The organism is Hymenobacter actinosclerus (genome assembly GCF_900111515.1).
In the GTDB taxonomy this organism is placed as follows: Bacteria; Bacteroidota; Bacteroidia; order Cytophagales; family Hymenobacteraceae; genus Hymenobacter; species Hymenobacter actinosclerus.
In genome coordinates, this window is sequence record NZ_FOHS01000002.1 from 422,773 (window position 1) to 447,406 (window position 24,634).

21 protein-coding genes are annotated in these 24,634 nt (G+C 63.4%); 5 read left to right on the forward strand and 16 right to left on the reverse strand.

Features of this window, described 5'->3' with window-relative positions; genetic code table 11:
* Positions 1-84 precede the first annotated feature (84 nt).
* The 3 genes from BMY67_RS08170 to mnmA form a co-directional block, all read right to left on the reverse strand.
* Entirely contained in the window at positions 85-1,800 is a 1,716-nt protein-coding gene (locus tag BMY67_RS08170) for a S8 family peptidase (RefSeq protein ID WP_143069744.1), read from the reverse strand.
* 100 nt (positions 1,801-1,900) lie between these two features.
* Positions 1,901-2,674 carry a hypothetical protein gene (locus tag BMY67_RS08175; RefSeq protein WP_092770339.1) on the reverse strand — a complete coding sequence of 258 codons (774 nt, stop codon included), beginning with the start codon at positions 2,672-2,674 and terminating at the stop codon, positions 1,901-1,903.
* A 93-nt stretch (positions 2,675-2,767) separates the two neighbouring features.
* Positions 2,768-3,910, reverse strand: coding sequence for a tRNA 2-thiouridine(34) synthase MnmA (gene mnmA / locus BMY67_RS08180; protein WP_143069745.1), 1,143 nt, complete (start codon positions 3,908-3,910; stop codon positions 2,768-2,770).
* Positions 3,911-4,197: 287 nt separating this feature from the next.
* Between mnmA and BMY67_RS08185 the strand changes: the two genes are divergently transcribed.
* The gene (locus tag BMY67_RS08185) at positions 4,198-4,839 is read left to right on the forward strand and encodes a beta/alpha barrel domain-containing protein (protein ID WP_092770341.1); all 642 of its coding nucleotides are present in this window, start codon (positions 4,198-4,200) and stop codon (positions 4,837-4,839) included.
* A gap of 196 nt (positions 4,840-5,035) precedes the next feature.
* Here the strand turns inward: BMY67_RS08185 and trmB are convergent, their stop codons facing one another.
* From trmB to BMY67_RS08225, 8 genes are all read right to left on the reverse strand, one after another.
* The gene (gene trmB / locus BMY67_RS08190; RefSeq protein WP_092771623.1) at positions 5,036-5,707 is read right to left on the reverse strand and encodes a tRNA (guanosine(46)-N7)-methyltransferase TrmB; all 672 of its coding nucleotides are present in this window, start codon (positions 5,705-5,707) and stop codon (positions 5,036-5,038) included.
* 93 nt (positions 5,708-5,800) lie between these two features.
* The gene (locus BMY67_RS08195) at positions 5,801-7,102 is read right to left on the reverse strand and encodes a bifunctional folylpolyglutamate synthase/dihydrofolate synthase (RefSeq protein ID WP_092770343.1); all 1,302 of its coding nucleotides are present in this window, start codon (positions 7,100-7,102) and stop codon (positions 5,801-5,803) included.
* 121 nt (positions 7,103-7,223) lie between these two features.
* A complete protein-coding gene (locus BMY67_RS08200) occupies positions 7,224-8,108 on the reverse strand; it encodes a hypothetical protein (protein WP_092770345.1) in 885 nt (294 codons plus the stop codon).
* A 109-nt stretch (positions 8,109-8,217) separates the two neighbouring features.
* Complete coding sequence (locus BMY67_RS08205) at positions 8,218-8,622, reverse strand: ExbD/TolR family protein (RefSeq protein WP_092770347.1); 405 nt, start codon at positions 8,620-8,622, stop codon at positions 8,218-8,220.
* 110 nt (positions 8,623-8,732) lie between these two features.
* Complete coding sequence (locus BMY67_RS08210; RefSeq protein ID WP_092770349.1) at positions 8,733-9,467, reverse strand: MotA/TolQ/ExbB proton channel family protein; 735 nt, start codon at positions 9,465-9,467, stop codon at positions 8,733-8,735.
* 203 nt (positions 9,468-9,670) lie between these two features.
* On the reverse strand, positions 9,671-10,891 hold the full coding sequence (locus BMY67_RS08215) for an HU domain-containing protein (RefSeq protein WP_092770351.1): 1,221 nt from the start codon (positions 10,889-10,891) through the stop codon (positions 9,671-9,673).
* 210 nt (positions 10,892-11,101) lie between these two features.
* The gene (locus BMY67_RS08220; RefSeq protein ID WP_092770353.1) at positions 11,102-12,787 is read right to left on the reverse strand and encodes a TonB-dependent receptor; all 1,686 of its coding nucleotides are present in this window, start codon (positions 12,785-12,787) and stop codon (positions 11,102-11,104) included.
* A 272-nt stretch (positions 12,788-13,059) separates the two neighbouring features.
* Positions 13,060-16,215, reverse strand: a complete 3,156-nt coding sequence (locus tag BMY67_RS08225; RefSeq protein WP_092770355.1) for a tetratricopeptide repeat protein — start codon at positions 16,213-16,215, stop codon at positions 13,060-13,062.
* Between the two features lie 269 nt (positions 16,216-16,484).
* On the opposite strand from BMY67_RS08225, the gene BMY67_RS08230 reads away from it, so the two are divergent.
* From BMY67_RS08230 to BMY67_RS08245, 4 genes are all read left to right on the forward strand, one after another.
* On the forward strand, positions 16,485-19,487 hold the full coding sequence (locus BMY67_RS08230) for an Eco57I restriction-modification methylase domain-containing protein (protein ID WP_092770357.1): 3,003 nt from the start codon (positions 16,485-16,487) through the stop codon (positions 19,485-19,487).
* A gap of 138 nt (positions 19,488-19,625) precedes the next feature.
* Positions 19,626-20,285 carry a helix-turn-helix domain-containing protein gene (locus BMY67_RS08235; RefSeq protein WP_092770359.1) on the forward strand — a complete coding sequence of 220 codons (660 nt, stop codon included), beginning with the start codon at positions 19,626-19,628 and terminating at the stop codon, positions 20,283-20,285.
* Positions 20,286-20,345: 60 nt separating this feature from the next.
* Positions 20,346-20,765: a hypothetical protein gene (locus BMY67_RS08240; RefSeq protein WP_143069747.1), complete on the forward strand. Its 420-nt coding sequence runs from the start codon at positions 20,346-20,348 to the stop codon at positions 20,763-20,765.
* 172 nt (positions 20,766-20,937) lie between these two features.
* On the forward strand, positions 20,938-21,543 hold the full coding sequence (locus tag BMY67_RS08245; RefSeq protein WP_092770361.1) for a 2,3-bisphosphoglycerate-dependent phosphoglycerate mutase: 606 nt from the start codon (positions 20,938-20,940) through the stop codon (positions 21,541-21,543).
* 17 nt (positions 21,544-21,560) lie between these two features.
* Here BMY67_RS08245 and BMY67_RS08250 read toward each other — a convergent pair whose 3' ends face one another.
* The 5 genes from BMY67_RS08250 to holA form a co-directional block, all read right to left on the reverse strand.
* Complete coding sequence (locus tag BMY67_RS08250; RefSeq protein ID WP_092770363.1) at positions 21,561-21,827, reverse strand: hypothetical protein; 267 nt, start codon at positions 21,825-21,827, stop codon at positions 21,561-21,563.
* A gap of 87 nt (positions 21,828-21,914) precedes the next feature.
* Complete coding sequence (locus BMY67_RS08255; RefSeq protein WP_092770365.1) at positions 21,915-22,367, reverse strand: RES family NAD+ phosphorylase; 453 nt, start codon at positions 22,365-22,367, stop codon at positions 21,915-21,917.
* A gap of 12 nt (positions 22,368-22,379) precedes the next feature.
* Complete coding sequence (parS, locus tag BMY67_RS08260; protein ID WP_092770367.1) at positions 22,380-22,850, reverse strand: type II RES/Xre toxin-antitoxin system antitoxin; 471 nt, start codon at positions 22,848-22,850, stop codon at positions 22,380-22,382.
* Positions 22,851-22,964: 114 nt separating this feature from the next.
* On the reverse strand, positions 22,965-23,462 hold the full coding sequence (locus BMY67_RS08265; protein ID WP_092770369.1) for a GyrI-like domain-containing protein: 498 nt from the start codon (positions 23,460-23,462) through the stop codon (positions 22,965-22,967).
* Positions 23,463-23,490: 28 nt separating this feature from the next.
* Complete coding sequence (gene holA / locus BMY67_RS08270) at positions 23,491-24,567, reverse strand: DNA polymerase III subunit delta (protein ID WP_092770371.1); 1,077 nt, start codon at positions 24,565-24,567, stop codon at positions 23,491-23,493.
* Positions 24,568-24,634 lie beyond the last annotated feature (67 nt).

The following is a 24,634-nucleotide window of genomic DNA, read 5'->3' on the forward strand; positions in this document are numbered from 1 at the left end:
ACCTATACAGAAGCTAGCATTAACAGTCAGCCTCTTTACAGGTCCTTCGTTGGGCTCTGGATGACAGCCGGATTCACTTCTTTCCTATTGACTGACAACGAAGCGTACCATCTGCCGCTCTGGGCCCTGCCCGACGAGGCAGGTGAAGAGCCCCGGCCGCAGTCCGGCCGTTTCGAGGCGCACGGCGCCGGTAGCGCCCGGCGCCACCTGCTGCCGGGCTACCAAGGCCCCCCGGGCGTCGTAAACGCTGATTTCGAGGCGGGCCGCGCCGCGCTGCCCGGGCAGTTGCAGGTACAACGGCTCGTGGGGGCCCACCGGATTGGGGTAGGCGTACAGGCCGGCCAGCCCGCGGGCCGGAGCGGCGGCCGCTAGCGGCGTGCCGGGGTTGGCCAGGTTGTAGGCGCGCACGAAATCGGGAATACCGTAGCCCAGGTCGTTATCGGGCGCGGTGGCCTGCGAGCCGGAGCGCTGCAGCAGCTGGATTACCTGCTGGGCCGTGAGGCGGGGGTTGGCCTGCCAGAAGCCCGCCGCCACGCCCGCCAGTACCGGACCGGCAAACGAAGTGCCGTTGCCCCGCGAGATGGAGCCGTCGGGGTTCACGACGGCCGTAGCCACCCCCATTGCCGATAGATTGGGCTTGATCCGGCCGTCGGCCGTGGGGCCGTGCGAGCTGAAGCCACCTAATACCCCCAGTGAGTCGGCTGCGCCCACCGTCATAATCGAATCAGCGTCGGCCGGGGCCGTGATGTAGCGCCAGGCCTTGTTGCCTTCGTTGCCCGCCGAGCAGACCACCAGCATGCCTACGCGGGCGGCCACCGTGGCGGCGCGGGTCGAAAGGGCGGTGCGCCCGTTCATATCGGCGTACGTGTAGTCGGCCGAGGGCGCGTCGAAGGTGTTGTAGCCCAGCGAGGAGTTGATGATATCGACCCCGGCCGAATCGGCGTATTCGGCGGCTACCAGCCAGTTCACTTCTTCCAGCGGATGTTCCGTCGGGGCATCTTCCGTGATAAACAACCGGAACGTGGCCCGGGGAGCAATGCCAAGGTAGCGCCCCGGCTCGTTGCCCGCTATAATGCTCAGGCAGTTGGTGCCGTGGCCGATGCTCTGAAACACATTGGCCGACTTATCGACTACGTTGAAGGTGCTCAAGAGCCGGTTCTCCTGGTTCAGGGAAGTAAAAACCGACGCCGTATTCACGCCCGGGAAGCCGCCATCGAACACGGCAATCTGCATGCCTTCGCCCCGGAAGCCGGCATCGTGCATCTGCACGGCTCCAACCTGCCGGGCCTGGGCATAGGCCTTGCCGTACTGGCTGCGGGTGCCGGCCGTCTGGTCGGGGGCAGGGGCAGTGGGCGTGAGCTTCGGCTGGGTACTACCCCCAATTGGCCCGCGGTTCAGCGTACGGGCTTGCTGCACGAAGGGCAACGCCTGCACCAGCGCCAGCGTGGCCGAGTCGCAGGCGACTACGGCGGCGTTGAACCAGCGCGAGGTGTACCAGAGCTGCACGCCGGGCACGGCCTTCACCTGCTGCACGTAGGCGGGGCTCACCGGCAAATCGCGGGGCAGCACGGCAATCTGCTGGCGCTGCCGCCGCTGCAGCGCCCGCCCCGACAAAAACTCCTCGGGCCGACTGACGCTGAAGGGCGTACCGGTTTTGTCGCGGAAGTAAATCAGGTGCCGGCGCACGGTGTTGCGGGCTTCGGTTGGCCCAACCGGCTTTGGGGCGGGCGGAAGCAGGCCAGCCGCGAGGGTGGGCAGGCCCAGGCCCGCCAGCAGTCCAATCAGTAGAAAACGGCGCATAAAATGAGCTGGTGAGTTTGACGTTCCGAGGACCTGCTGTGTCATTCGAGCCGCGAGGCCCCCGGGCGTCAGCTCACTGTTGCGCCACGCACTGGGTGCGCTAGTTGCCGCTTTCAATCAGCACCTGGTTGCGCGACTGGCCCAGGTAGCGAACAAAGGGCACCCGGCAGCCTTCGGCCCCCGAGCAGTCGTTCTTGTAGCTGCGGCTGACGCGGTACACCGGCCCGACGCCCGGCGCGAAGGTGGTGCGCTGGACGATAAGCTTGGTAGCGTTGTTATTGCTGCCGGTTTTAAGGTCGTTGATGGTGGTAACGGTATTAGCGAAATCGTAGGTTTTGCCGTTGCGCACAATGCTCAGCGGCTTGCCTACCTGCTCGTAAAAACGCGTCACGACCGATGCCGAATCCTGGCCATCGGAGGCATTGTAGTTGCTGTTGAAGGCGTGGTAGCTCCAGCTTTTACCCTCCACGGCCGGCAACACCAGCGCCACGGTGCGGCGGTTGTTGAACTGCTCGGTTACGTTGAGCGGGACCACCGTCACGGTCAGTACCGAGTCGGGCCGCCAGGCTTCGGCGGCCGTAGCCCGGCGCGAGCGAACCACCTGGTACACGGGCTGGCCGGCGGCGTCGGGCTCCGGGGCGGCCAGCACCTGCTCGCGGAACTGAAAGTGGCTGGCCGTGGGCACGTTGTTGCGCCACGTCGTATCGGTTACGTCGTAGATGCGGTAGCTGCCCACGCTGAGCGGGTAGTAATCGGGCAGCTGCCTGGGCAGCACCTCGGCGTTGTCGCCGCAGCTGGCCAGCAGCAGGGCCGCCGCGGCCGACAGCCCCAGCAGGCCAGCCAGCCCTTCCCGGCGCAGATAGTTCTTGTTCATCGGTTGGCAGCTTGGCAATTGATATGGGGAAGATAGCAGGTGCTGATGGTTCTGGCCGGGGCGCCGGCAACGCGATGCACCGGGGCCAGGCCACTACGCGCTCAGCTCGGCCAGCGGCTCGGGCAGCTCGCCAATGGTGTGGCGCTCAATCCAGCCGCCGCCCAGCACGTCGTCACCGTCGTAGAACACGGCGGCCTGGCCGGGCGTTACGGCGTGCACGGCCTCCTCGAAGTACACGTAAATTTTGTCGCCGCGCTGCTCCAGAAACGCCGGCGAGCCGTCGTGGTTGTAGCGGATCTTAACCGTGCTCGGCACCAGCCCGCGGCCTTCCAGCGAGGCAAACTTGCCCATGTTCAGCTGCCCGACCAGCGTGCGCGAGCTGGCCAGCTCCTCGAAGTTGCCCAGCACCACGCGGTTGGTATCGGGGTCGATGGCCGTCACGTAGGCCGGGAAGCCCAGCGCAATGCCCAGGCCCTTGCGCTGGCCAATGGTGTAGAACGGGTAGCCCTCGTGGGTGCCCACCACCGTGCCGTCGCGCAGCACGAACTCGCCGCCGGCCACGCGCGCTTCCAGGCCCGGCACCCGCCGCCGCAGGAAGCTGCGGTAGTCGTTGTCGGGGATAAAGCAGATTTCGTAGCTCTCGGGCTTGTTCACGAGCTCGGTGAATCCCCGCTCGCGGGCGAAATCGTAGATGGCCGACTTGCGCAGCTCGCCCAGCGGAAAGCGCGTGCGCGAGAGGCTCTCCTGGCTTACGCCCCAGATGGCGTAGCTCTGGTCCTTGTTCTCATCAACGCCCTTGCTGATGACGAAACGGCCGTTTTCCTCGCGCACCTGGGCGTAGTGGCCGGTGGCAATGAACTCGCAGCCCAGCTGGTCGGCCCGGCGCAATAGCGCGTCCCACTTGATGTGGGTGTTGCAGAGCACGCAGGGGTTGGGCGTGCGCCCGGCCAGGTACTCGTCGGTGAAGTTGTTGATGACAGCCTCGCCGAACTCGTCGCGGATGTCGATGATGTAGTGCGGGAAGCCCAACTCGACGGCAATCTGGCGGGCGTCGTTGATGGAGTCGAGCGAGCAGCAGCCGGTTTCCTTCTTGCTGCCGCCCGCCGAAGCGTAATCCCAGGTTTTCATGGTCATGCCGACCACTTCGTATCCTTGCTCGTGCAGCATCACGGCTGCTACCGAGCTGTCGATGCCGCCGCTCATGGCTACCAGCACCCGTCCTTTCGTTGTGTTCATACCAGTTGAATTGCGCCCGGAGCGTGAAAGGTTCCGGCCGGAGCAGTGAATGAGTGACTCGATGACTCAGTGACTCGGTTTGCAAAGGTACGCGTTGCATTCCGGCATCTGCTCAAGGCCAGATGAGGAAGGCAGTTGGCGGATAGTCGCCGCCCGATAAACGGATTGCCTCGCGGCCAGCAGCGGCAGGATGGCCGTATCTTTGGCCGCTTATTCAGCTAGCCTCCTTCACCGAGTCACTCATTCATTCACTCATTCACTCATTCACTCATTCACTCATTCACCTTATGCCCCTGCTCCTCCCCGTCCTCGTCCGTGGTATCAACAACCTCTCCGATGCCCGCTACTGCGCCGGCATGGGCGCCGACGGCCTCATCTTCACCCTCGACCCCAGCCTGCCAGGGGCAGTGGACGCGGCCACAGTAAAGGAGTTGGCCGGCTGGGTGGCGGGCGTAGAAATCATCGGCGAGTTCGGCGGCGCGATGCCCGTTTCGGAAATCAACCGGCTGGTCGAAGAATGTGGCCTGGGCCGGGTGCTGCTACGGGATTCGCCCCAGCCGGTCACCGGCTATTCTTCCCTCACCGTGCCGGTCATTATGGAGATTCCGCAGATGGTCGCTTACGATGGCGAGTACCACCGGCAGGCCCATAAAATGTTTACGTCGGCCCTGCCGGCCGGCTTCGAGCTGCTGACCCGGGCCCTGGACTCCGGCCCCGGTGCTAGCGCAGGTGAAACCTATGAAAGCATGGCCGGCGCGGCCGCTACCACGCCGCTGTGGCTCAGCGGTGACTTCACCCCGGAAACCTTGCCCGCGCTACTAACCGCCGTGTCGCCGGCCGGCCTCGTTCTGCAGGGCGGCGATGAAATCAAGCCCGGCATCCGCAACTTCGATGAGCTCGAAGCGCTGTTCGAGGCGCTGGAGGAGTAATGAGTGGCAAATGGCTGAACGGATGTGGTGCCACGACTTTTTTGTCGTGGTACCACTATTGTTGAACGAGGTTGTGTGCGGATATCAGCAACGATAGTGGTACCACGACAAAAAAGTCGTGGCACCACACCTGCGCATCCTACTCGCCCACGCAACGAGGACCCCGGCACATCAGACTCACTATTTCACCACCTCACTATTTCACCTCTCCCAACTCGAACTGCACGTACTTGATGGGCACGCCCTGCTCGCGGTATTTGCGCTCGAAGGTGGTTTGGATGTCCTCGGCGTGGGGCAGCAGCTCGGGCGTGGCGTACAGGTCGCGGGTCTGGGCGATGATGGTGGCGCCGGGGCGCTGCCGCAGGGTTTCGAGGGTGTAATCGAACAGGTCGGCGTTGTCGGTTTTCAGGTGCAGGCGGCCGCCGGGGCGCAACACACGCTGGTAGAGGTCGAGGAAGCGCGGGTAGGTGAGGCGGCGCTTGATGTCCCGGTCGCGGGGGCGCGGGTCGGGGAAGGTTATCCAGATTTCGTGCAGCTCGCCGGGGGCGAAATGCGCGGCCAGCTCGTGGGCGCGGGTTCGCAGCCAGCCCACGTTGCTCAGGCCTTGCTCCAGGGCCAGAGTGCTGCCCTTCCAGATTCGGTCGCCCTTGATGTCGAGGCCCAGGAAGTTGCGCGCGGGGTAGCGCGCGGCCAGCCCCACGGTGTACTCGCCCTTGCCGCAGCCCACTTCGAGCGTAATCGGATGGTCATTTTTAAAAAAGTCGGCGTGCCAGCGGCCGGCCAGTTGCTCGTATGTGGCCTTTCCCGGCTCGACAATGGTTTCGCGCTCGGCGTTGGCGGCAAAGCGCCGGAGTTTACTTCTGCTCACTTTTCGTTTTTCGTTATTGGTTTTTCGTTTTTCGTTGCTGAATTCCTTTTCCGTTGGAGCCGAAAAACGAAGAACCAACAACGAAAAACGAACCTACAGCTCCTCAATCTCGGCCACCACAAAGGTACTGCCGCCGATGAAGACCACATCATCCGCTTCAGCAGCAGCGCGGGCGGCGGCCACGGCGGCCGGCACCGAGGCGTAGGTGGTGCCCGTCAGGCCCAGGGTGGCGGCGCGCTCGGCCAGCTCGGTGGCCGGCAGGGCCCGCGGAATGGTGGCCTGGCAGAAATAGTAGGTAGCCTCCCGGGGCAGCAGGGCCAGCATCTGGCTGATGTCTTTGTCCTGCACCACGCCCAGCACGAAGTGCAGCCGCCGCTTCGGCAGGCGCGCCAGCTGGGCCACGATGAAGCGGATGCCCGCCTCGTTGTGGCCCGTGTCGCAGACTACCAGCGGCTGGCGGCCCAGGATGGTCCAGCGGCCCCGCAGGCCGGTCAGGCGGGTTACGTCGCGCAGGCCTTCGCGCAGGTGGCGTTCTTCGATAATAAAGCCCTGGCGGCGCAGCTCGGCCACCGTGGCCAGCACGCCGGGCAGGTTCAGGCGCTGGTAGTCGCCCACCAAACCCAGCGCCACCTCCTCCAGCAGCACCTGCTTTTCGTGCCAGATGCGCAGGTGCTGCACGGCCTCATCGGCGGCCGGCTCGCGCAGCAGCTCGGCGCGGTAGTGCTGGTCGGCAAACAGCAGCGGGGCTCCCTCCTGCTCAGCTTTCTGCCCGAACACGGCCGCCACTTCGGGCTGGGCCTGGCTGATGATGGCGGGAGTGCCGGGCTTGATGACGCCGGCTTTTTCGGCCGCAATCAGCGGCAGCGTGGCGCCGAGCAGGGCCTGGTGGTCGGGGCTGATGTTGGTGATGAGCGAGACGAGCGGTTGCAGGATGTTGGTTGAGTCGAGCCGGCCGCCCAGGCCCGTTTCCACCACGGCCACGTCTACTTTCTGCTGGGCGAAGTAGTCGAAGGCCAGCGCCACGCACACCTCGAAAAACGAAGCTTCCACCTGCTCGAACGTGGACCGCCAGCGCGCCACCCACTCCACCAGAAACTCCGGGGCCAGCGGCTGGCCATTCAGGCGGATTCGCTCGGTGAACTCCTTGAGGTGGGGCGAGGTGTAGAGGCCAACGCGGTAGCCGGCCGCCTGCAACACCGCCGCCAGCAAATGGCTGGAGCTGCCCTTGCCATTGGTGCCGGCCACGTGCACACTCCTAAACTGCCGCTCGGGGTGGCCGGTAGCCGCCGCCAGCGCCTCGGTGCGCTCCAGCCCCGGCTTGTAGCCCGCCGCCCCCACCCGCTGAAACATGGGCAGCCGGGCGTAGAGGTAGTCAAGAGTTTGCTGGTAGGTCATGACGCGGGCCGGTTGGGAGCTGCAAAGGTAACGGGAGCATCGCTCCACACGCAAACCGCCGCCCCAGTATCCCGGAGCGGCGGCGGTTTATTTGGCTGCAACTGGGCCGCTAGACAGCGGCTTAGCGCACTGTAAATTTGAACGTGTAGAAGCCGGTGGCACCGCCGTTAGCCGAGTTGGTGCGGCGAAACTCAGCACTTTCCAGCGCGTCGCGGCAGGCTTTCTCCTGGGCCGGCGACACGTTGCCCGACACCTTACGCACGGACTCCACCTCGCCATCGGCGTTTACCTTGATGCTAAAGCGGATGAAGCCCGAGGTGTTGTCGATGGCCGGGGCGGTGGGGCGGTTGACGAAGGCCCAGCCGGCCATATCGAGGCCGCCGCTGCCGGGGCTGGTGCCGCGGCCGCCGCTACCGGGCTCGCCCGAGTAGGCTTTGCCGTCGTAGGTGCCGCGCGGGTCGCCCTTGTCGCCCACGGTGCCGGGGTTGTCGCCGTTGTTGTTGCCGGTGGGCGCGTTGCTGCTGCCGTTTACGCCGTTGCCGCCCCCATCGGCCTGGTTGGCGCGGGGCGTGAACACGGCACGCTGGTCGACCTTGGGGCGTACGGGCTCGGGCGTGGGTTTCACTTCCTCACGGGGCGGGGCGGGCTTGGGCGTCGGGGGCACCGTTACGGGGCTTTCCTCGGCCTCACTGGTTACCACGCGCTGCTCGGTAGGCGGCGTGCGGTCGGGTTGGGCGGTGGGCTGGGGCGGTGTGGGGTCGGGCTGGGCGGCCGGCGGGCGGCTGTCCTCGCGGTTCCTGGATTCGTTGGCCGGGGCCTGGCTCTGGATGTCGCCCGAGCCCACCTCGTCCACCCCGTAGTTCAGCTCCACCCCGTCGCCGCCCAGCGTATCAAGCGGCGGGTCGGGGCCTTTGAACACGGCGAAAAAGAACAGCACGGCCAGGGCCACGTGAAAAATCACGGTTCCGATAAACGCCTCGCGCCGGTGCTCTTCGCGGTATTCCATGGTAGTTGTAAGTACTTAGTTGTCAGTTGTTAGTGAAGAGGGGTCTGCTGGTCGTTGTCAGTAGGCATTCGCTAAACAGCCTGACAACTAGTAACTGACAACTAACAACTCATTTTCCCTGCTGGGCCTGGGTGGCCATCACCATTTTGATTTTCAGGCGGTTGCCGATTTCGAGGATATCGACCAGCTTCTGTACGTTGAGCGAGGCATCTACCCGAAGTACGGCGGTGGGGCTTTCGAGGCCGGCGATGCGCCGGGCCAGCTCGGGCTCCAGCTCGGTGGGCGTGATGGGCGTGCGGTCGAGGAAGTAGGTTCCGGCCGCATCAACCGAAATGGTGATGGGCTGCTTCATGGCCTGCTTGCCCGAGCGGGCATTGGGCAACATGAGCTTGATCACGTTCGGGTTCACCATCGTCGACACAATCAGGAAGAACAGCATCAGAAAGAACATGATGTCGTTCATCGAGCTGGTCTCGACGTGCGAAGAAAGCTTACGGCGCCGGCTGAGATTCATAATAGGTTGTCAGTTGCCAGTTATCAGTTATCAGTTGTTAGTTGTTAGTTGCCAGTTGTCAGGTCTAATTCTTCTGACCTGACAATTGGCAACTAACAACTGATAACTCATTAATTATCCTGCAAAATATCCATGAACTCGATGGCGGAGTTTTCCATGCGGAAAACCATGCGCTCGACCATGATGCTGAGCCAGTGGTAGCCGATGTGGGCAATGATGCCGATGATGAGGCCGGCGGCCGAAGTGACCATTTTAGTATACAGACCGCCCGAAATCTGGGCAATGCCGAAGTCGCCAGTCGAGCTGATGGCGTAGAAAATCTTGATTACGCCGATAATCGTGCCCACAAAGCCTAGCATGGGCGCGATGCCGGCCACAATGCCCAGCACGTTGATGTTCTTTTCGAGGCGGGCAATTTCGATTTTGCCCACGTTTTCCACGCTGGCTTCGATTTCGTTCAGCGGCAGACCAACGCGGCGGATGCCCTTCTCAATCATGCGGGCCAGCGGCGTGGGGTTCTGGGCGCACAGCATTTTGGCGCCCTGCAAGTCGCCCTTCACCATGAGGTTGCCGATACCGGGCATAAACGATTCGGGCACGGCCCCGGCCTTGCGGATGGTGAGGTAGCGCTCCAGCATGATGTACACCGTGAGGAAGAGCAGCAGAAACAGCGGCACCATAATCCAGCCCCCGGCAATTACCAGGTCAATCAGCGAGAGGCCCGAGGCTTCGGCGACGGCCTGGTTGGCGGCCGTTACGGCCGAGTCGGCGGCGGCCGGCGAGCCGGCGGGTATGGCGGTCGGGTCGCCCACCTGGAGTTGCAGAAACAGAGACAGAAGCGTCATTTTTAGGGCTTAGGGACTTAGGTAATAGGGCTTCGGCTGATGAAACTACGGAGTGCAAGGCTGAGCGGGCGGTAAAAGAACGTCATCCTGAAGAAGGCAGTATTCCCAGGCCGCAAATTCGTCGCAAGGACTTCTGCCGCCGGGGAAAATATTGCCTTTTTCAGGATGACGAATTTCTACGCACTATCAGCTAAGCACAAATACTAATACTGTTTGATCCACAAATCGCCCATGCGCTTGCGCAGGATGGTGGCCTGCCGGTCGGCGGAGGTGCGGTCGGGGAAGTCGGCGGCCGAAAGCATGAACTGCCGGCTACCGGGCGCGGGCAGCAGCACGCGAGCCGGATGGCCCAGCCGTACCAGCGCCTGCCGCCCCTTCTCGGCGTTGACCAGCGTGGTGTAGGAACCGGCAATGACGTAGTAACGGCCCGTGCGGCTACTAACAGTCGCGGCCGAAGCCCCGGCGGTTGCATTGGTGGCGGCGGCTTTCTCCCAGCCCGGCGGCTTGGCCTTAACGGGAGCCTTCGTGGCCGTTTTCGCAGCGGCGGGCTTTGTGCCCTGGTCGGGCGTACCGGCAATCGTCAGCGCGGGCCGGATGGCCTTGGCCGGCACGGTTGGGGCGGCGGATTTTACGGCGGCCGGGGCAGCCGCGGGGGCCGCCGTTGCAGTAGAGGTTTTCGCGGCGGACGCGCTCAGGCCCGCATCGGTGGCTACGGCGTCCCAGTCATTCTGGGATGCGGCGGCCGGGCTTTCGGTGAGGCGGGTGGCGGCGCTGCTCAGGCTGGCCTGCTGACGGGCGGGCGCGGGAGCCGGGGCAGTGGGCCGGGCCACTGGCAGGCCCCGCCAGGCCTCGGGCAGGTAGCCCGTCAGGTCGGCAAACATGTAGTTGGCCGACAGCACCAGACCGGCAATGGCCGTAGCGCCCAGCGTGCGCCAAACCCAGCCCAGGCGGCGGGTGCGCAGTTGCGGCGCGGCGGCGGGCCGCTCGCGGGCCAGCAGCGCATCGGTGGCCCGCACGGGCCGCGACACCAGCTCGGGCAACCCAAAGCTGGCCCCGAGCAGATTCACGGAGCCGGTGTACTCGAACTCCAGCCCGCGCCCGGGGGCCTGCTGGAAAGCACCTACCCCACTCAGCTCGGTGCGGTGGCTGGCGGCCAGCTCCTGCTGCATGCGCTGCACAGCCTGCTGCACCAGTTCGCGGGCCTGGGCCGTGCTCACGTTCAGCCGGGCGCTCAGCGCATCCACCAGCAGCCCGTCGTTGCGGGTCAGGCTCTGGTTGAAGGCCACGCGCTTGGCCGGAGGGGCCAGCGTGTGGCGCACCGGATGAATACGGGCCGGGGCATATTCGGCAATCAGCCCCCCAAAATCGGGGATGATTACGCAGTCGTGGTGCTGGAGCAGGGCGCGGATATGGTCAGCGAGCATAGGCTTAGGAGTCGGACAGAGCAGGCAATAGAAGTCGAAATGTACGGAATGATGACTAGATATACCGCTTTTTCGGAATGTCGACCGGGTTTTCACTGGCTATTCTGCCAAAGAAAAGGCCTTATCTCCCTGACACGAACCGTGGTTACGGTTGCGCCAGCGGGATAAGGCCCTTGCCTGAGCAGGAAGATAAGCCGGATTTGCTTCAGCCTAAAACTGGTAGCTCACGCCGCCCAGCACATTGATGCCTTTTACCGGGTAGTTGAGGTACTGCATATTGCTGCGGCCCAGCAGATTGTTGCCCATCAGAAACACCGAAAACTGCTCCGTCAGCTGGTAGTCGCCGCGCAGGTTCAGGTCGATAACGGTGTCGGTGAGGCGGGGCTCACGGTTCAGACTGCCGCCGGGGAAGCTGCCGGCGCGCCGCCCGCTGCCGTAGCTGGCGCTGAGCGTGTACAGCTCCAGGCCCACACGCAGCTTGTCGTAGAAATTGTACGAGCCGAACAACGTCGACTGGAACTTGGGCCGGTGGAAGGGCTGAGCGAGGGTTTTCACGTTGTAACCGTTGTAGTCGGCCTTCAGGCCCAGGCGCAGCTGCTCGGCAGCATTGTACACCACCTCGCCGTGCAGGTTGAACAGCTGGGTCGACTTCTTATCATATACCAGATCGAACTTGGTGGTATCGAGGGCCGAGTTGTTGTAGAAGTACAGGTTCCGGTCGTTGGATAGCGTCACGCGGGCCTTTACCTCCAGGGCGCGGGCGGGCGTGGCATCGAAGCCGAAGTAGAGCGTGGGGCCGCGGCGGGTGTCGGCCACGCGCACGTTGGGGGCCAGCCAGGGGTTTTCAGTGCTCAGGTCGTACAGCGTCACGCGCTGCAAACCGCCGCCCAGGCCGGCGTACACCACAAACTTGTCCTCGGTAACGGTGTAGGCGGCCCGTAGAGCCGGCAATACGTTGAACTGGCGGGCATCGGTAATGGTGTCGCCGGTGTAGCCCAGCGTGGCGCCCACGCGCAGGTTGAGGCGGTTGAGGGTGGTTTCGAAGGCCGGCGTCACCTGGAAAAAGGGCCGGGTGTCGGTTACCGCATCCTTGTGAGAAATGAACGACAGGTCACCATCGACCCGCACCTGGCTGGTTTCGGTAAGCTTGTAGGTCGAGCGCACCGTGGCGTACAGGTTGCTTTCGCTGGCTTTAAAAGCGTCGGACCAGTAGTTGTAGCCCAGGCCCACATCGTACTGGAAAGCGGCGTCGCGGGCGCGGTTGCGGGCGTACACCAGCACGCCGGCCCGCTTGAACACCTGCTTGAGGCTGTCGGACTTGGGCAGCTCGATAACGTTGCGGTTGTAGCCGTAGAAATTGTACCGCTCGCGGCCCAGGTTCACCTTGGCGCCCAGCACCAGCGGGCCGCTGTAGGTTTCGCCGTTCAGGCCCAGGCTGGTCTGGCTCTGGCGCGAGTTCTCGCGGTCCACGGGTCCGCGGCTCGACGAGAGGTGCTTGAAATCGAGGCCGTAGCTGGCGTTTTCTGAGCGGGTGTTGTGCAGGTAAGCCCGACCGTAGGCGGTGCCGTAGTTGCCGATGCCGGCCTTGAGGTAGTTGCCCGTCAGCTCGGGCAGCTGCTCCTGCCGGATGGTGAGCACGCGCACCGTGGGGTTGAGCTTGTCGGCCGGCAGCCGGAAGTCGGGGTAGGTGTAGGCGGGGGCCGTGGTGGTTTTGGCCGGGGCCTCAATCTTCACCTTCTCGAAGTTGCGGGTGGCGGTGGGCAGCTCGTTCACCCGCTCCTTCACAATCTCAATTTCGGCGTCCTCAATCGTGCCGCGCGTTTTCTGGGCCCGGGCCTCAAAGGCCGGGACGGCAACGGTAAGCAGGGCGGCGGCGGCCAGGAGTTTATGGGTCATGGTTAGGGCTTAGGGACTTAGGAGTTAGGGCTTAGGCTATCGTTTCTGATAACCTGGTTTCCTGACGCCTCTCCCCTGTTTTAAAGCTGATTAGTAGATTGATGCGACACCTTGGCTAAATCATCGATGTAGAGACGCGACCCTTCGCGTCTCGTCGTTGAACAGCTCGTTGGCCGGTTGCCGGAACCTGGACAAGCGGCCCGTTTGGTGGCCGGCCGTTCAATGGCAAACCGTTCAACGACGAGACGCGAAGGGTCGCGTCTCTACACCCGTTAACGGGGCGTGGCCGTGGTGTCGGTGGGGGCCATGAGGGAGTTGCGGGCGGGGCTTTTGGGCTTGGGGATTTTGGCGGGGGCTTTGCCGGTGGGTGCGGGCGTGGCGGGGGCCGCGGGGGTGGCGTCGGCGGGCAGGGCGGCGAGGCGCTCTTTAGCGCCGGCCACCACTTCGGCCACCGGGAATTTGTTGTCGATGATGGAGTTGAGCGTGGCGCGGGCCTGGAATATTTCGCCCTGCTCCTTATAGATGTCGGCAATCAGCAGGAAGGCGCGGCCCAGCCACAGGTCGTAGGCGGCGAAGTCGGCGTTGCTCTTGTAGGCCGCGTCGAGGGCTTCGGGGTACTTCTTCTGCTGAAACCGGGTCTGGGCCAGCAGGTACTGGGCTTCGGCCCCGCTCTCGTCCTTGGCCGTGGTGGCGGCCGTGGTCAGCTCGGTGGCGGCCTGGTCGAGGTTGCCGGCTTTCAGGCTGGCTTTGCCCAGATACAGCAGCGCCAGGTTGGTGGCGTTGAGCGCGGGGCCGCCCTGGGTTTGCAGCTCGCCGGCCACGCGGCGGGTGGTTTCCAGGTCGCCGGCCTCGTAGGAGCTTTTCAGCAGCCCGATGCCGGCGTTGGCCACCTCGCGCTTGTTCTGCGACACCTCGCGGAGGCGGGCGTAGTACTTGGCGGCCTCGGCGTAGTTCTTGTTTTCAAACTCCAGATCGGCCAGCCGGCCCACGGCGCGGTTCACGAACTCGCTCTTGTTTTCCTCTACCACGGCCTTCAGGCGCGGCAGGGCCTCGGCCTTGCGGTCGGTGCGCAGGTAGGAGTCGGCCAGGAAGTAGCGGCCGTCGGCGGCCAGCACGGTGCTGGGGTACTGCTTGAGGTAGCCTTCGAGGCGCGGGATGGCCTGGGCATACTTCTCGGCCAGGTACAGCGACTTGGCGGCTTCGAACTCCACGCTTTCGGCGGCCTTGCTGTCGGGGTTCTGCTGGCGGAACTGGGCCAGGTACTGGTCGAACTCCTCCGTTTTGCCTTGGGCGCTCAGGCTTTCCTGCAGGCTATAGATGGCGCTCTGGGCCGACTTGGTGCGCGGAAACTGGCTCAGCACCCGCTTGAAATCGTCGGCCGCCTTGTCGTGCTGGTTGAGGTTCTGGTAGGCAATGCCGCGCTTCTGCAGGGCCTGCGGAATGAGCGGCGAGTTGGGCCGGTTGGTAATCAGGCGCGAGAACCCATCGACGGCGGCCTGGAACGAGCCGGCCTCGTAGTCGAGTTGGGCCTGCTGGTACACCGCGTCGTCGGCGTAGCGCGAGTTGGGGTTGGTTTTGAGCAGGGTGCTCAGGCTGGCGGCGGCCTCGTCGCGGCGGCCCATGAGGCCCAGCACCACGCTTTTCTGGTAGTAGGCGTAGTCCTTGTCGGCGGCGTTGGCCTTTATCACCTGCTCGTACTGCTCCAGGGCCTGGGGGTACTGCTTGGCCAGGTAGGCCAGGTCGCCCAGGCGCAGGGTTACGTCGTAATAGTTGGCGTCGGCGGGTTTGGCTACCGGGTCGCGCAGCCAGGCCTGGAACTGCTGGCGGGCCTGGGCGTAGTCCTTGGTGTTGTAGTAGGCGTAGCCCAGCCCGTAGCGGGCCTGCTGGTCGTAGTCGGTATCGGCCGCGCCCCGGCGCCGGCTGGTGCGGGCCGCGGCCTGGTAGGCCGTAATGGCGGCCGGGTACTGCTGGCCGTACGAGTAGATGTCGCCCTTGAGCACCTGGGCGCCGGCGCGCAGCGCGTCGTCTTCGGGGTAGCGCAGGCTTTTGTCGAGCAGCGGCAGCGCCTCCTGGTAGCGGTTGTCGTTGAAAAGCGTGGCGGCCTGCAAAAAGGCCACCCGCTGGTAGGTGGCATTCAGCTTGGCGCTGCGGTCGTCGAGCTTGTCGAGGTAGTTGAGGGCCTGGGCGTAGTCCGAGGAATTCAGGAAACTCTCGCTCAGCAGCTCATCGACGGCGGGCTGGTTTTTGGAGCGCGGAAACCGTTTCTGGAAGTCGCGCAGCGCGGCCACCGTTTCGGCCGAGTTGCCCAGCTCGTAGTTTACCTGGGCGTACTTGAGCGTGGCGTTTTCGGTGATGTTCTTGTCGAAGGTGAGCTGGCGGGCAGCCCCGAACGAATTCAGGGCTAGCTGCTTCTGGTTGGTTTTCAGGTAGCTCAACCCCAGGTGGTAGGCCGCGTTCTGGCCCAGCGAGTCGCGGCGGGCGGCCACGCCCTTGAAGCTGGCAATGGCCCCTTTAAAATCGCCCTGCCGGAAGTTGGCGTAGCCCACCTTGTACTGCACTTCGGGCTCGATTTTGCGGCGGCCGGCGGCGTACTTATCGAAGTAGCCGGCGGCCTCCTTGAAATCCTGCTTCTGGTAGTAGGCATCGGCCAGCAGCAATTGTATCTCGTCGGCGCTCTGGGGCGGCGGGGTCTGGCGCAGGGCCTCGGGGGCGTAGGCAATCAGGCCGTCGTAGTCGCCCTCCTTGTACAGAATCTGGGCCATGAGCGCCGGCACTACGGGCCGGTAGGCGTCGTTCTGCTCGGCCACGGCCAAGTCGCGCCGGGCACCCTCGAAGTCGCCGGCCCGGTAGGCCAGGTAGCCGGCGTAGTAGGCGCTGGCGTAGCGGTACTGGTGCTGGCCGGCCTTGTTGCGGTCGAACTGCAAACGGGCCTTGTCGAACTCTTTCTGGGCGAAGTAGCTGTAGCCCAGCTTGAATTCCGACTCGGCCCGCTGGTCGTCGCTCAGGTTGTCGGGCCCCACCTTCTGCAGGTAGTCGATGGCGCGCACGTAGTCCTTCTTATTGAAGTAGAAGCGGCCCAGCTCGAAGTAGGCCTGGCTAGCCTTGGGGTGGGCGGGGTTGTTGGCGGCAAACGACAGGATGCGGTCCTCGGCATCGGGGTGCAGCAATTGCAGGCCGGCCACGGCGTCGTAGTACTCGGCATCGGCGAGGCGGCCGGGGGCCAACTGGCCGGCGCGGCGCTCCACCTGGCCCTGGTACTGCCGGAAGGCCTGCTGGGCAGCCCCGTACTTGCCCTTGTCGAACAGCTCCAGGCCTTCCTGAAAAAAGCGTTCATCAGACGTAAATACCTGCGTTTGCTGGGCCAGGGCGGCCAGCGGGGCGGCGGCGCCAAGGGTGGCAGCCAGCGCCAGACGGGGGAATAGGTTCATCAAGGAGGAGTTGCGCAAGAAAGGTCCCGCGCCCGGTTGGCGGCGACGGGCGGAAGCCAAAAGTAGCGAAAAGTTCGGGCGGGGTTGCCCCGGAATGGGCATTACTGGCGGTTTTAACGCGGCAGGCGGGTGGTTTGGTGTACTGGGGGAGCTGGTTTTAGCCTTTTATCCCCCTTTCATCACCCGCCCCAACTTGCCCCGTAGTGCGGCTATGCTTAGCTTGGCTCCGGCGCGGCAGTTTCGCCCGGCGCTCCTACCCTATTCACTGCATGTTTCAACCGCTATCCAAAGAGCAGGCCCGGCTCGAAATTGCCCGGCTCGTCGAGAACTTTACCCACCAGCTGCCCGACTACAAGCGCGGCCGATACAGCGAAACCGAAGTCCGGATTCACTACATCAACCCCTTCTTTAAAGCCCTGGGCTGGGACGTCAACAACGACAACGGCGCCTCCTCGGCCTACTGCGAGGTGGTGCACGAAGCCAAAGTGCGGGTGGGCAAAGCCACCAAGGCCCCCGACTACCTCTTCCGGCTGCCCGGCGGCCAAAACCTGTTCTTCCTGGAAGCCAAAAAGCCCAGCGTCGACATCAAAGACGACGTGCAGCCCGCCTACCAGGTGCGCCGCTACGGCTGGAACGCCAAAATGGCCCTGAGCCTGCTCACCGATTTCGAGGAGCTGGCCGTCTACGACTGCACCGTGCAGCCCGACCCCAAAGACAAGGCCCGCAAGGCCCGCCTGCACTACCTCACCTTCGATGAGTACGCCGACAAGTTCGATTTCCTCTGGGACAACTTCAGCAAGGAAAGCGTGCTGCGCGGCAACCTCGACCGGTTTGTGGCCAGCGGCTCCAACCGCCGGGGCAAGGAAACCGTGGATCGGGCCTTTCTCGATACGCTGGAGCAGATGCGCGCCGCCCTGGCCCGGGGCCTAGCCGCCCGCAACCCCCGGCTCGATGCCGAGCAGCTCCGGTTTCTGGTGCAGATGCTGCTCGACCGGCTCATCTTCCTGCGCATCACCGAAGACCGCGGCGTGGAAGCCTACGGCGACCTGCAGGCCGTGCTCAAAACCAAGGGCAAAGACGGCAGCATTTATAAAGCCCTGCTCGGCCGCTTCCGCGAGGCCCAGAACCGCTACAACTCCGGCCTCTTCGACCTGGGCAAAGACGAGCTGTCGGCTAAGGTGCAGCTGGGCGACGACGTGCTGACGCCCCTCATCAACGGCCTCTACTACCCCGAGTCGCCCTACGAATTCTCGGTTATCGGGGCCGACATCCTGGGCTCGGCCTACGAGCGGTTCCTGGGCAAGGTCATCGAGCTGCAGGCCGACGGCACGGTGGTTATCGAGGAGAAGCCCGAGGTGCGCAAGGCCGGCGGCGTGTTCTACACCCCCGCCTATATCGTCGAGTACATCGTGAAGCAAACCGTGGGCAAGCTCTGCGAGGGCAGCAGCCCCCAGCAGGTGGCCAGGCTGCGCATCGTCGACCCGGCCTGCGGCTCGGGCTCGTTCCTGCTCGGGGCCTACCAGTTCCTGCTCGACTGGCACCTCAACTACTACCAGACCCACCCCAAAGCCGCCCTGCCGCCCACGCTGGCCCCGGCCGGCCCGGCCAAAAAGGGCGGCCCGGCCGCCCGCCCCCCCGGCAGCGGCAAGGCCCTCACCCCCGACGGCCACCTGACTACGGCCGTCAAAAAAACCATTCTGCTCAACAACCTCTACGGCGTCGACCTCGACGAGCAGGCCGTCGAAGTCACCAAACTCTCGCTGCTGCTCAAGTGCCTCGAAGGCGAAACCTCGGCCAGTATGCAGCAGAGCCTGGGCCTGGAGCGGGTGCTGCCCACCATCGACCAGAACATCCGGGTGGGCAACTCGCTGGTCGATATTGATTTCTACGACGGCGAGCTGGACTTCGCCCCCGGCACCGAGCGCGCCGTGAAGCCCTTCAGTTGGCGCGACGAGTTTGCCGACGTGTTCCGGCAAGGTGGCTTCGATGCCGTGATTGGCAACCCGCCGTATGATGTTCTGGAAAAAGAACGCCTTGGTTCTGATTCACCTCATGAACTGATACATAAGTACCTTATAGAAAATAAAAAATATAAAGATGCACTAGGCGGTAAGTTGAATTTATTTCGATTTTTCGTCATTAAGTTCATAGACCTATGCAAGCCTTCGGGACAATTTGGTTTAATAATCCCCTTATCCATTTTGGCCGATATAAGCTGCGCTAAAAGCAGAGCATTCGTCTTTAAGTCAAGCCGAGACTTATCAATTGATTGCTTTCCTCAAAAAGACAATCCTATAAATCGGATATTTCTTGAAGCTAAGTTATCAACCGTAATTCTAATAGGCACCAAAGACATCATTAAGCCTGCAAAAAAGTTTACAATTAATACTTATCCTGGCAACAACCTTAACGAACAGCACAAGGCTGCTACTATTCAATTAAAAGAATTAAAAAAAGTTGACAGCAAGAATTTACCTGTTCCTTTGATTGATGAGCTGGATTGGAGTATTCTAAAGAATATTTACTCTAATGATGAAGTGGTGAGATTTGATGACCACAAAACTGGCTTCAAAATAACTCGTGGTGAAGTCAATCAAACTATACTTAGAAAGTACATAGATCAAACCCCTAATAAAGCTAGAATGCTAAAGGGGGTCGAAGTAGGCAGATACATACAAAATAGTAAACTGAGCCAAGGATTTAGAGAATGGTTTGATGAAGAAGAATTTTTAATACACAACAATCCTAAAGCAGTTGTTAAGTTACAGAGGATAGCTACTCAACGCATAACAGGCGTAGACGAAAAACTAAGAATTGTTGCCACTATCATTGAACCGGATTGTTATTTTGCAGATTCTACTAATTCAGTAGTCAAAGTTAAATCAGGCCAATATGATTTATCATATGCGCTTGCGCTACTAAATTCTAAACTATTTCAATGGAGGTTCAAGCTAACTAGTACAAATAACAATGTTGGTACTAACGAGCTTGAATCTTTACCATTCAGATTACTAAAAGACACTGACCAGCAGCACCACGATACCATCGTGGCCTTTGTCGGGCAGCTGCTGGCGCTGCACCCGCAGCTACGGGCGGCCACCGGGGCTACGGCGCAAAGCCAGCTGCAAGCCCGCATCCGCCGCCTCGACCAGCGCCTCGACCACCTCGTGTACCTACTCTATGGCCTGAGCTACGCCGAGGCCCAGGTGGTAGAGCCGGGCCTGGCCCAACGGCTTTCGGAGGCCGAGTACGCCGTCTGGCCCCAGGCCTGACCGGGCCGGGCGCGACTGGGGCCCGCCGGCCCTTTGCGCTGTTTTCAGGCAATTATTTTTAAAACAGCGCACCATAGCCTGGCTATGGTGCGCTGTTTTTCGTTTAAGTTACCAGAAACAGCGCAACTGCCCTTTCTCATGTCCCGTTTACCCCCGCCTGATTCGCTGATAGCCCGCGTACGGGCCTGGTTTGGCCTCACGCAGGCCGAGCTGGCGCTGTACCTGGGCATCAGTGCGCCGCTGGTGCGCGACCTGGAAAGCGGGCGGCGGCCTCTGTCGGCGGCCGTGCGGGTGGTGCTGCTGCCGCTGCTGTTGCAGCTGCCCCCGCCCGCCGTGCCCGCCCACCCCGGCCCCGGCGCGGCCCTGCCCCCCTTCACGCCCGCCCCCGAGGCGGCCGACCTCGACTTCCGGCAGCGGGTGTGCCGCCACCGCGCCGAAGGGCTGCTGGCCGAGGCCGACGCGCTGGCCGCCCGCGCCCACGTAGCCGCCCGCTGGGCCGCCGCCCTGCCCGCCCTGCTCCCGCCGCCCAACCCCGCCGCGCCCCCGGTCGCCGCCCCCGATACGCCCGCCGCCCAGGCCCTGGCCGCGGCCCTGGCCCAGGCCGCCGACCCCACCGACCCGGCCCGCGCCCTCGACCACGCCCGCTGGCTGCGGGCCTGGCTGGCGCATCGCGCCGCCCCCCTTTCCGCTGCCGAAGTCGGGCGCTACCACCGCCTGCGGGCCCAGGCGGCCGGCCTGCTCGCCGAGGCCGAAGCCCTGGCCACGGCGCTGCTGCCGGCCTACTTGCAAACGAATTAGCCGCCGCCTATATTTAGCGCAGTAACCTTCTTTTCATTAATCCTTTACCCCCTTATGCCCATGAGTCCCGATTACAGCCTGCTCACCACCTGGGCCGAGTGCGACGCGGCCACCGCCGACGTCAATTTCGAGCTTAAAACCTACAGCTACCGCGACACCGGCCTCGACCTGGCCGACGAGCGCGCCGACCGCAGCCAGGCCAGCGGCGCGGCCGCCCTGGCCAAAAAAGACGGGGAGATTCTGACCGCTCAGGGCCAGGCCGCCCTACCCGGCCTCACGCCCCAGCAGCAGCAGGATGCCCTCGACAACCTGGAGCTGCTCCAGGCCCAGCGCAAGAAAATCATGCGCAGCAACCGCAGCACCGCCGGCACCGACCGCTTCCTCAAAACCGTAGACGCCGCCCAGGTGCAGGGCCAGGTAGATGTGCTCACGGCCGCGCTGGCCGGCATTGCGGCTCATCGCGCTACCCTCGGTGCGTAAACGGCGCCAACTGCAGGCTACGCCCCCCCTCCCCAATACCCCGGCACGTTGTGTCGGGGTATTTTTTTGGACTACTGCCCGCTACGCTTCTCTACGTTGCCGTTACTTCATGCGGCCGCCATCTGCCGGGTGGTAGGTTGCCGGCAGCCTCAGCTCACACATCCCCGCTTCAATGGCTCAGCTCGTGCTTGTGCGCCACGGTCAGTCCGTGTACAACCTCCGAAACCTGTTCACTGGCGAGCTGGACGTGGAGCTGACGCCGCTGGGCGAGCAGCAGGCCCACGACGCGGCCACCAGGCTCCGGGGCTTCCGCTTCGATGTGGCCTTTACCTCGGTGCTGAAGCGGGCCAACGAAACCCTGCGCCTGATTCTGGAGGACCTCGGCCAGACCGCCCTGTCCATCCACCGCAACAAGGCCCTAAACGAGCGCAACTACGGCCAGCTGCAGGGCCTCAACAAGGCCGAAACCGCCCGCCGGTACGGGGCCGAGCAGGTGCAGCAGTGGCGGCGCAGCTACAACCTGGTGCCGCCCGGCGGCGAAAGCCTGGCCCAGACCCGCGAGCGAGCCGTGGCCTACTACGAAGCCCACATCCGGCCCCACCTCGCACACGACCAGCACGTACTGGTGGTAGCCCATGGCAACTCGCTCCGCGGCCTGGCCATGTACCTCGAAAACCTGAGCGCCCAGCAAGTCCTGGACCTGGAAATCCCGACCGGCGGCGCCCGCGTCTACGACCTGACGGCCGATTTGCACATTGGGCAGCTACGGGTGCTGTAACTGCACTTCTCCCAATTCTACTGCGCCGGCAGCACCAGCGTCACCTCGTCGCGGGTGAAATCGAACCCTTTCCGGTCGATGCGGCCCCGGCACATCACCACGCCGGGCGGGGCCAGCTTGCCTTTCTGGTCGGCCTCGGTAGCGGCCTGGCCGGTTACTTCCACGGTGGCCACCAGCTCGCCGTTGCGCCGCAGCTCCCAGGGGCCGGGCCGCAGCGTTTCGGATGGGTAGCCCACCAGAAAGGTTTCCTGGGGCGAGATGGCAATGATGTCGAGAACCTGCATAGGTGGGGCGTGAAGAAGCGGCAAGGTACTACCCCGTGGCAAGACTGACTCCATAGCCCATGGCTTCAGCCGCAGACAAACCGGACGCTACGCCTGCTTGATGCGCGAATCAAACCGAAACTCCTCGCGGGCCACGATGCGGATGCGCTTGAAATCGGGGTGGCGGCTGTGCAGGATGTAATTGAACTCCTGGGGCACAATGGACGAGGGCACCCGCAGCACGGCCGAGCTCCGCCGGCGGTACCAGGCGTCGCCCAGCGGCTGGCATTGGGCGTAGCGGCTGGCCTGCTCCCACTGCTGCGGCAGCTGCGCGGGCGTAATCTCCTCGATAAGCAGGTCGTCGGGAATTTCGATGATGAGCACCCGGAACTGGTCGGTGAGGCCTTCGCCGCTGCGGTGAACTACGTTTTCGAGGCAGGCCAGGGCGCGGGTGGCGGCCGAATAAATCACGAACTGGTCGCGGTAGTTCCAGCGCGCCCGGTAGCCCGAGGCAAACAAATCGTCGGCGTACTTGGCCAGACAGATGCGGTATACCAGCATACGGCGGCCGCGCTACGAGAGGTCGCCGTAGGCGATGCGCGTCAGCTCTTCGCTTACCAGATCGATGCCGCCGCTGGTTTCGAGCAGGCGCAGCGGCACCTCCTGGTCGAGGCCGTGGGCGGGCTTATCGAGCCAGCGCAGAAACGCGGCGGCCTCCCCGAACACCTCCACCCCCAGATTGTAGAGGCTGATGATTTTAAGCGTCTTTTCGCTGCGGGCGGCGCTGAGCGTTTTGTTTTCCTGCGAGTAGGTGCGCAGGGTTTTGGTCGAGAGCTCGTAAATGGCTTCCAGCTCCTGGGCCTGCAGCTGGTAGGCCGCCGCCACTTCGAAGGCCGTAGCGGCCGGCACGCCCTTGCGGGCCTCCATCACCAGGGCGTAGGCATCCTGTCCGGTCCGGCCCCAGGCCGCCCACTTCTTGCGCACGGCCGCGGACAGAGCAAGCACGATAGGCGGTTGGGTGGTAGTGGTAGTGGCAGCAGGCATGGCAGTAGAATTGGCTCAGTGAAGCTAGGGAAATATTTCCACTTAACGCGGAAATATTTCCGTTGGTTCGATGCCCTGCACCCCTTGCCTCGGGTAGGCACTTGGGTAAAGAGCCTAAAGTGGCCGAATGGGCAGCCAGATTTCCTCCTCCGAATTGGGGTCGGCGTTGCGGTAGCCGGGGCCCAGCACCTCCAGATGCGGCCGGCTGTTGTCGAGCAGCACGCCCGAAGCGGGCAGCCATTCCGTGAAAATAGCCTGAAAGATGCGCGTGTCGAGGCTGGACCCCTGATAATCGAAGATGGCGTAGCGGCCGGCGGGCACCGTCAGGGCTTCCATATCCGCCGGCACCGCGGTTCCGGCCGGCACTTCCACCGCCGCCCATTTGCAGAATGCAGTGCTAGGCGAATAGGCCGCAAAATACGCGGGCGGATACTGCGTCACCGCAAACAAATCGGTGCCGACAGCCTGCTCAATGTCCCGGCGCCGCGGCATAAAGGCCCGCCACAGCTCCGGCGTCCGGTCGTGCTCCCGCGACATAACCAGGCGCTGCCCCAGCAGCCGGCGGGCGGGCGCATCGAACAGGCGGGGCTGCAAATTGGGGAAGGCCGACATAAGGGAATCAGTAGAAGACAGCAGGCCCCTAGCCCGTTACGGCGTGCAGCGGCACGGGGTGCAGAATCAGCCAGACCAGCTCGCGCAGGATTTCACCGTCGCTCATCGAGCCCGATTCTATTCCCTTGCTCTGGGCGTCGGCGCGGCGGATGAGGTGTACCAGGTCGCGGCAGCGGCCGAAGTCGAAGGCCTTGAGGCCGGTTTGGTAGTCGCGGCGCTGGATGGGAAAGCGCAGGCCCATTTTCAGCCAGTCGGCCTCGCTGGGGTTGCCGACCTGGTGCAGGGCCAGCAGCCGCGCGAAAAAGTTGAACAGCAGCGTGAGGTTGGGAATGATGGGGTTGTTCTTGGGGTTGGCTTCGAAGTAGAGCAGAATGCGGTTGGCCTTGAGCACGTCGCGGCGCACCAGGGCGCTCTGCAGCTCGAAAATGTTGTACTCCTTGCTGATGCCCACCATGCGCTGCACCAGGTCCTCGTCGATGCTGTGGCCGGGCAGCAGGTTGAGCAGCATCTTATCCACCTCGTTGGTCAGCCGGCTCAACTCGCCGCCGATGTATTCGGCCAGCATGTTGGTGGCCTGGGGCGTAATCTGCTGGCCCTTGCTGCGCACGTACTGGCTCAGCCAGGGAATAACCTGATTGTCGTAGAGCTTCTTGCTGGTGAGCAGTACGGTGCCGGCCGGGGCGGGCGTTTTCTTGTCGCCGGCCAGCAGCTTGCCCAGCTTCTTACGGGCGTCGAGGGTTTTGTGCTTGTAGCAGAACACCAGCACGGTGCTTTGCAGCGGGTTTTTGAAGTAGGCTTCGAGGAAAGGCCAGGTTTTCTCGTTCTCCAGATCGGCCACGGCCTGGGCTTCCTTCACAATAACCACCGAGCGCTCGGCCATCATGGGGTAGCGCTTGGCCTGGCCCAGAATACCGGCCACGTCGGTGTCTTTGCCGTAGAGCACCACCTGGTTGAAGCCCTTGTCGGCCTCGGGCAGCACGTGCTTTTCGAGCAGGTCGGCCACCAGATCAATGTAGTACGGCTCCTCGCCCTGCAAAAAGTACACGGGCGCGAACTGCCGCTGCTTGAGCTGGGCCAGGATTTCGTCGGGCGTGGAAACAGGCATAATGGGTTATCAGCTGGTAGTTGTCAGTTGTCAGGCTCGCGCAGGAATTTGCGGACACCAGCGCGCC

Bases quoted from the DNA above. Each gene is read 5' to 3' on its own strand.
- mnmA (WP_143069745.1), bottom strand. From the start codon at position 3,910: ATGAACACAACGAAAGGACGGGTGCTGGTAGCCATGAGCGGCGGCATC.
- BMY67_RS08245 (WP_092770361.1), top strand. From the start codon at position 20,938: ATGGCTCAGCTCGTGCTTGTGCGCCACGGTCAGTCCGTGTACAACCTC.
- parS (WP_092770367.1), bottom strand. From the start codon at position 22,850: ATGCCTGCTGCCACTACCACTACCACCCAACCGCCTATCGTGCTTGCT.
- BMY67_RS08175 (WP_092770339.1), bottom strand. From the start codon at position 2,674: ATGAACAAGAACTATCTGCGCCGGGAAGGGCTGGCTGGCCTGCTGGGG.
- BMY67_RS08195 (WP_092770343.1), bottom strand. From the start codon at position 7,102: ATGACCTACCAGCAAACTCTTGACTACCTCTACGCCCGGCTGCCCATG.
- BMY67_RS08230 (WP_092770357.1), top strand. From the start codon at position 16,485: ATGTTTCAACCGCTATCCAAAGAGCAGGCCCGGCTCGAAATTGCCCGG.
- BMY67_RS08205 (WP_092770347.1), bottom strand. From the start codon at position 8,622: ATGAATCTCAGCCGGCGCCGTAAGCTTTCTTCGCACGTCGAGACCAGC.
- BMY67_RS08225 (WP_092770355.1), bottom strand. From the start codon at position 16,215: ATGAACCTATTCCCCCGTCTGGCGCTGGCTGCCACCCTTGGCGCCGCC.
- BMY67_RS08170 (WP_143069744.1), bottom strand. From the start codon at position 1,800: ATGCGCCGTTTTCTACTGATTGGACTGCTGGCGGGCCTGGGCCTGCCC.
- BMY67_RS08185 (WP_092770341.1), top strand. From the start codon at position 4,198: ATGCCCCTGCTCCTCCCCGTCCTCGTCCGTGGTATCAACAACCTCTCC.
- BMY67_RS08255 (WP_092770365.1), bottom strand. From the start codon at position 22,367: ATGCTGGTATACCGCATCTGTCTGGCCAAGTACGCCGACGATTTGTTT.
- BMY67_RS08200 (WP_092770345.1), bottom strand. From the start codon at position 8,108: ATGGAATACCGCGAAGAGCACCGGCGCGAGGCGTTTATCGGAACCGTG.
- BMY67_RS08220 (WP_092770353.1), bottom strand. From the start codon at position 12,787: ATGACCCATAAACTCCTGGCCGCCGCCGCCCTGCTTACCGTTGCCGTC.
- BMY67_RS08235 (WP_092770359.1), top strand. From the start codon at position 19,626: ATGTCCCGTTTACCCCCGCCTGATTCGCTGATAGCCCGCGTACGGGCC.
- BMY67_RS08265 (WP_092770369.1), bottom strand. From the start codon at position 23,462: ATGTCGGCCTTCCCCAATTTGCAGCCCCGCCTGTTCGATGCGCCCGCC.
- BMY67_RS08210 (WP_092770349.1), bottom strand. From the start codon at position 9,467: ATGACGCTTCTGTCTCTGTTTCTGCAACTCCAGGTGGGCGACCCGACC.
- BMY67_RS08250 (WP_092770363.1), bottom strand. From the start codon at position 21,827: ATGCAGGTTCTCGACATCATTGCCATCTCGCCCCAGGAAACCTTTCTG.
- BMY67_RS08215 (WP_092770351.1), bottom strand. From the start codon at position 10,891: ATGCTCGCTGACCATATCCGCGCCCTGCTCCAGCACCACGACTGCGTA.
- BMY67_RS08240 (WP_143069747.1), top strand. From the start codon at position 20,346: ATGAGTCCCGATTACAGCCTGCTCACCACCTGGGCCGAGTGCGACGCG.
- holA (WP_092770371.1), bottom strand. From the start codon at position 24,567: ATGCCTGTTTCCACGCCCGACGAAATCCTGGCCCAGCTCAAGCAGCGG.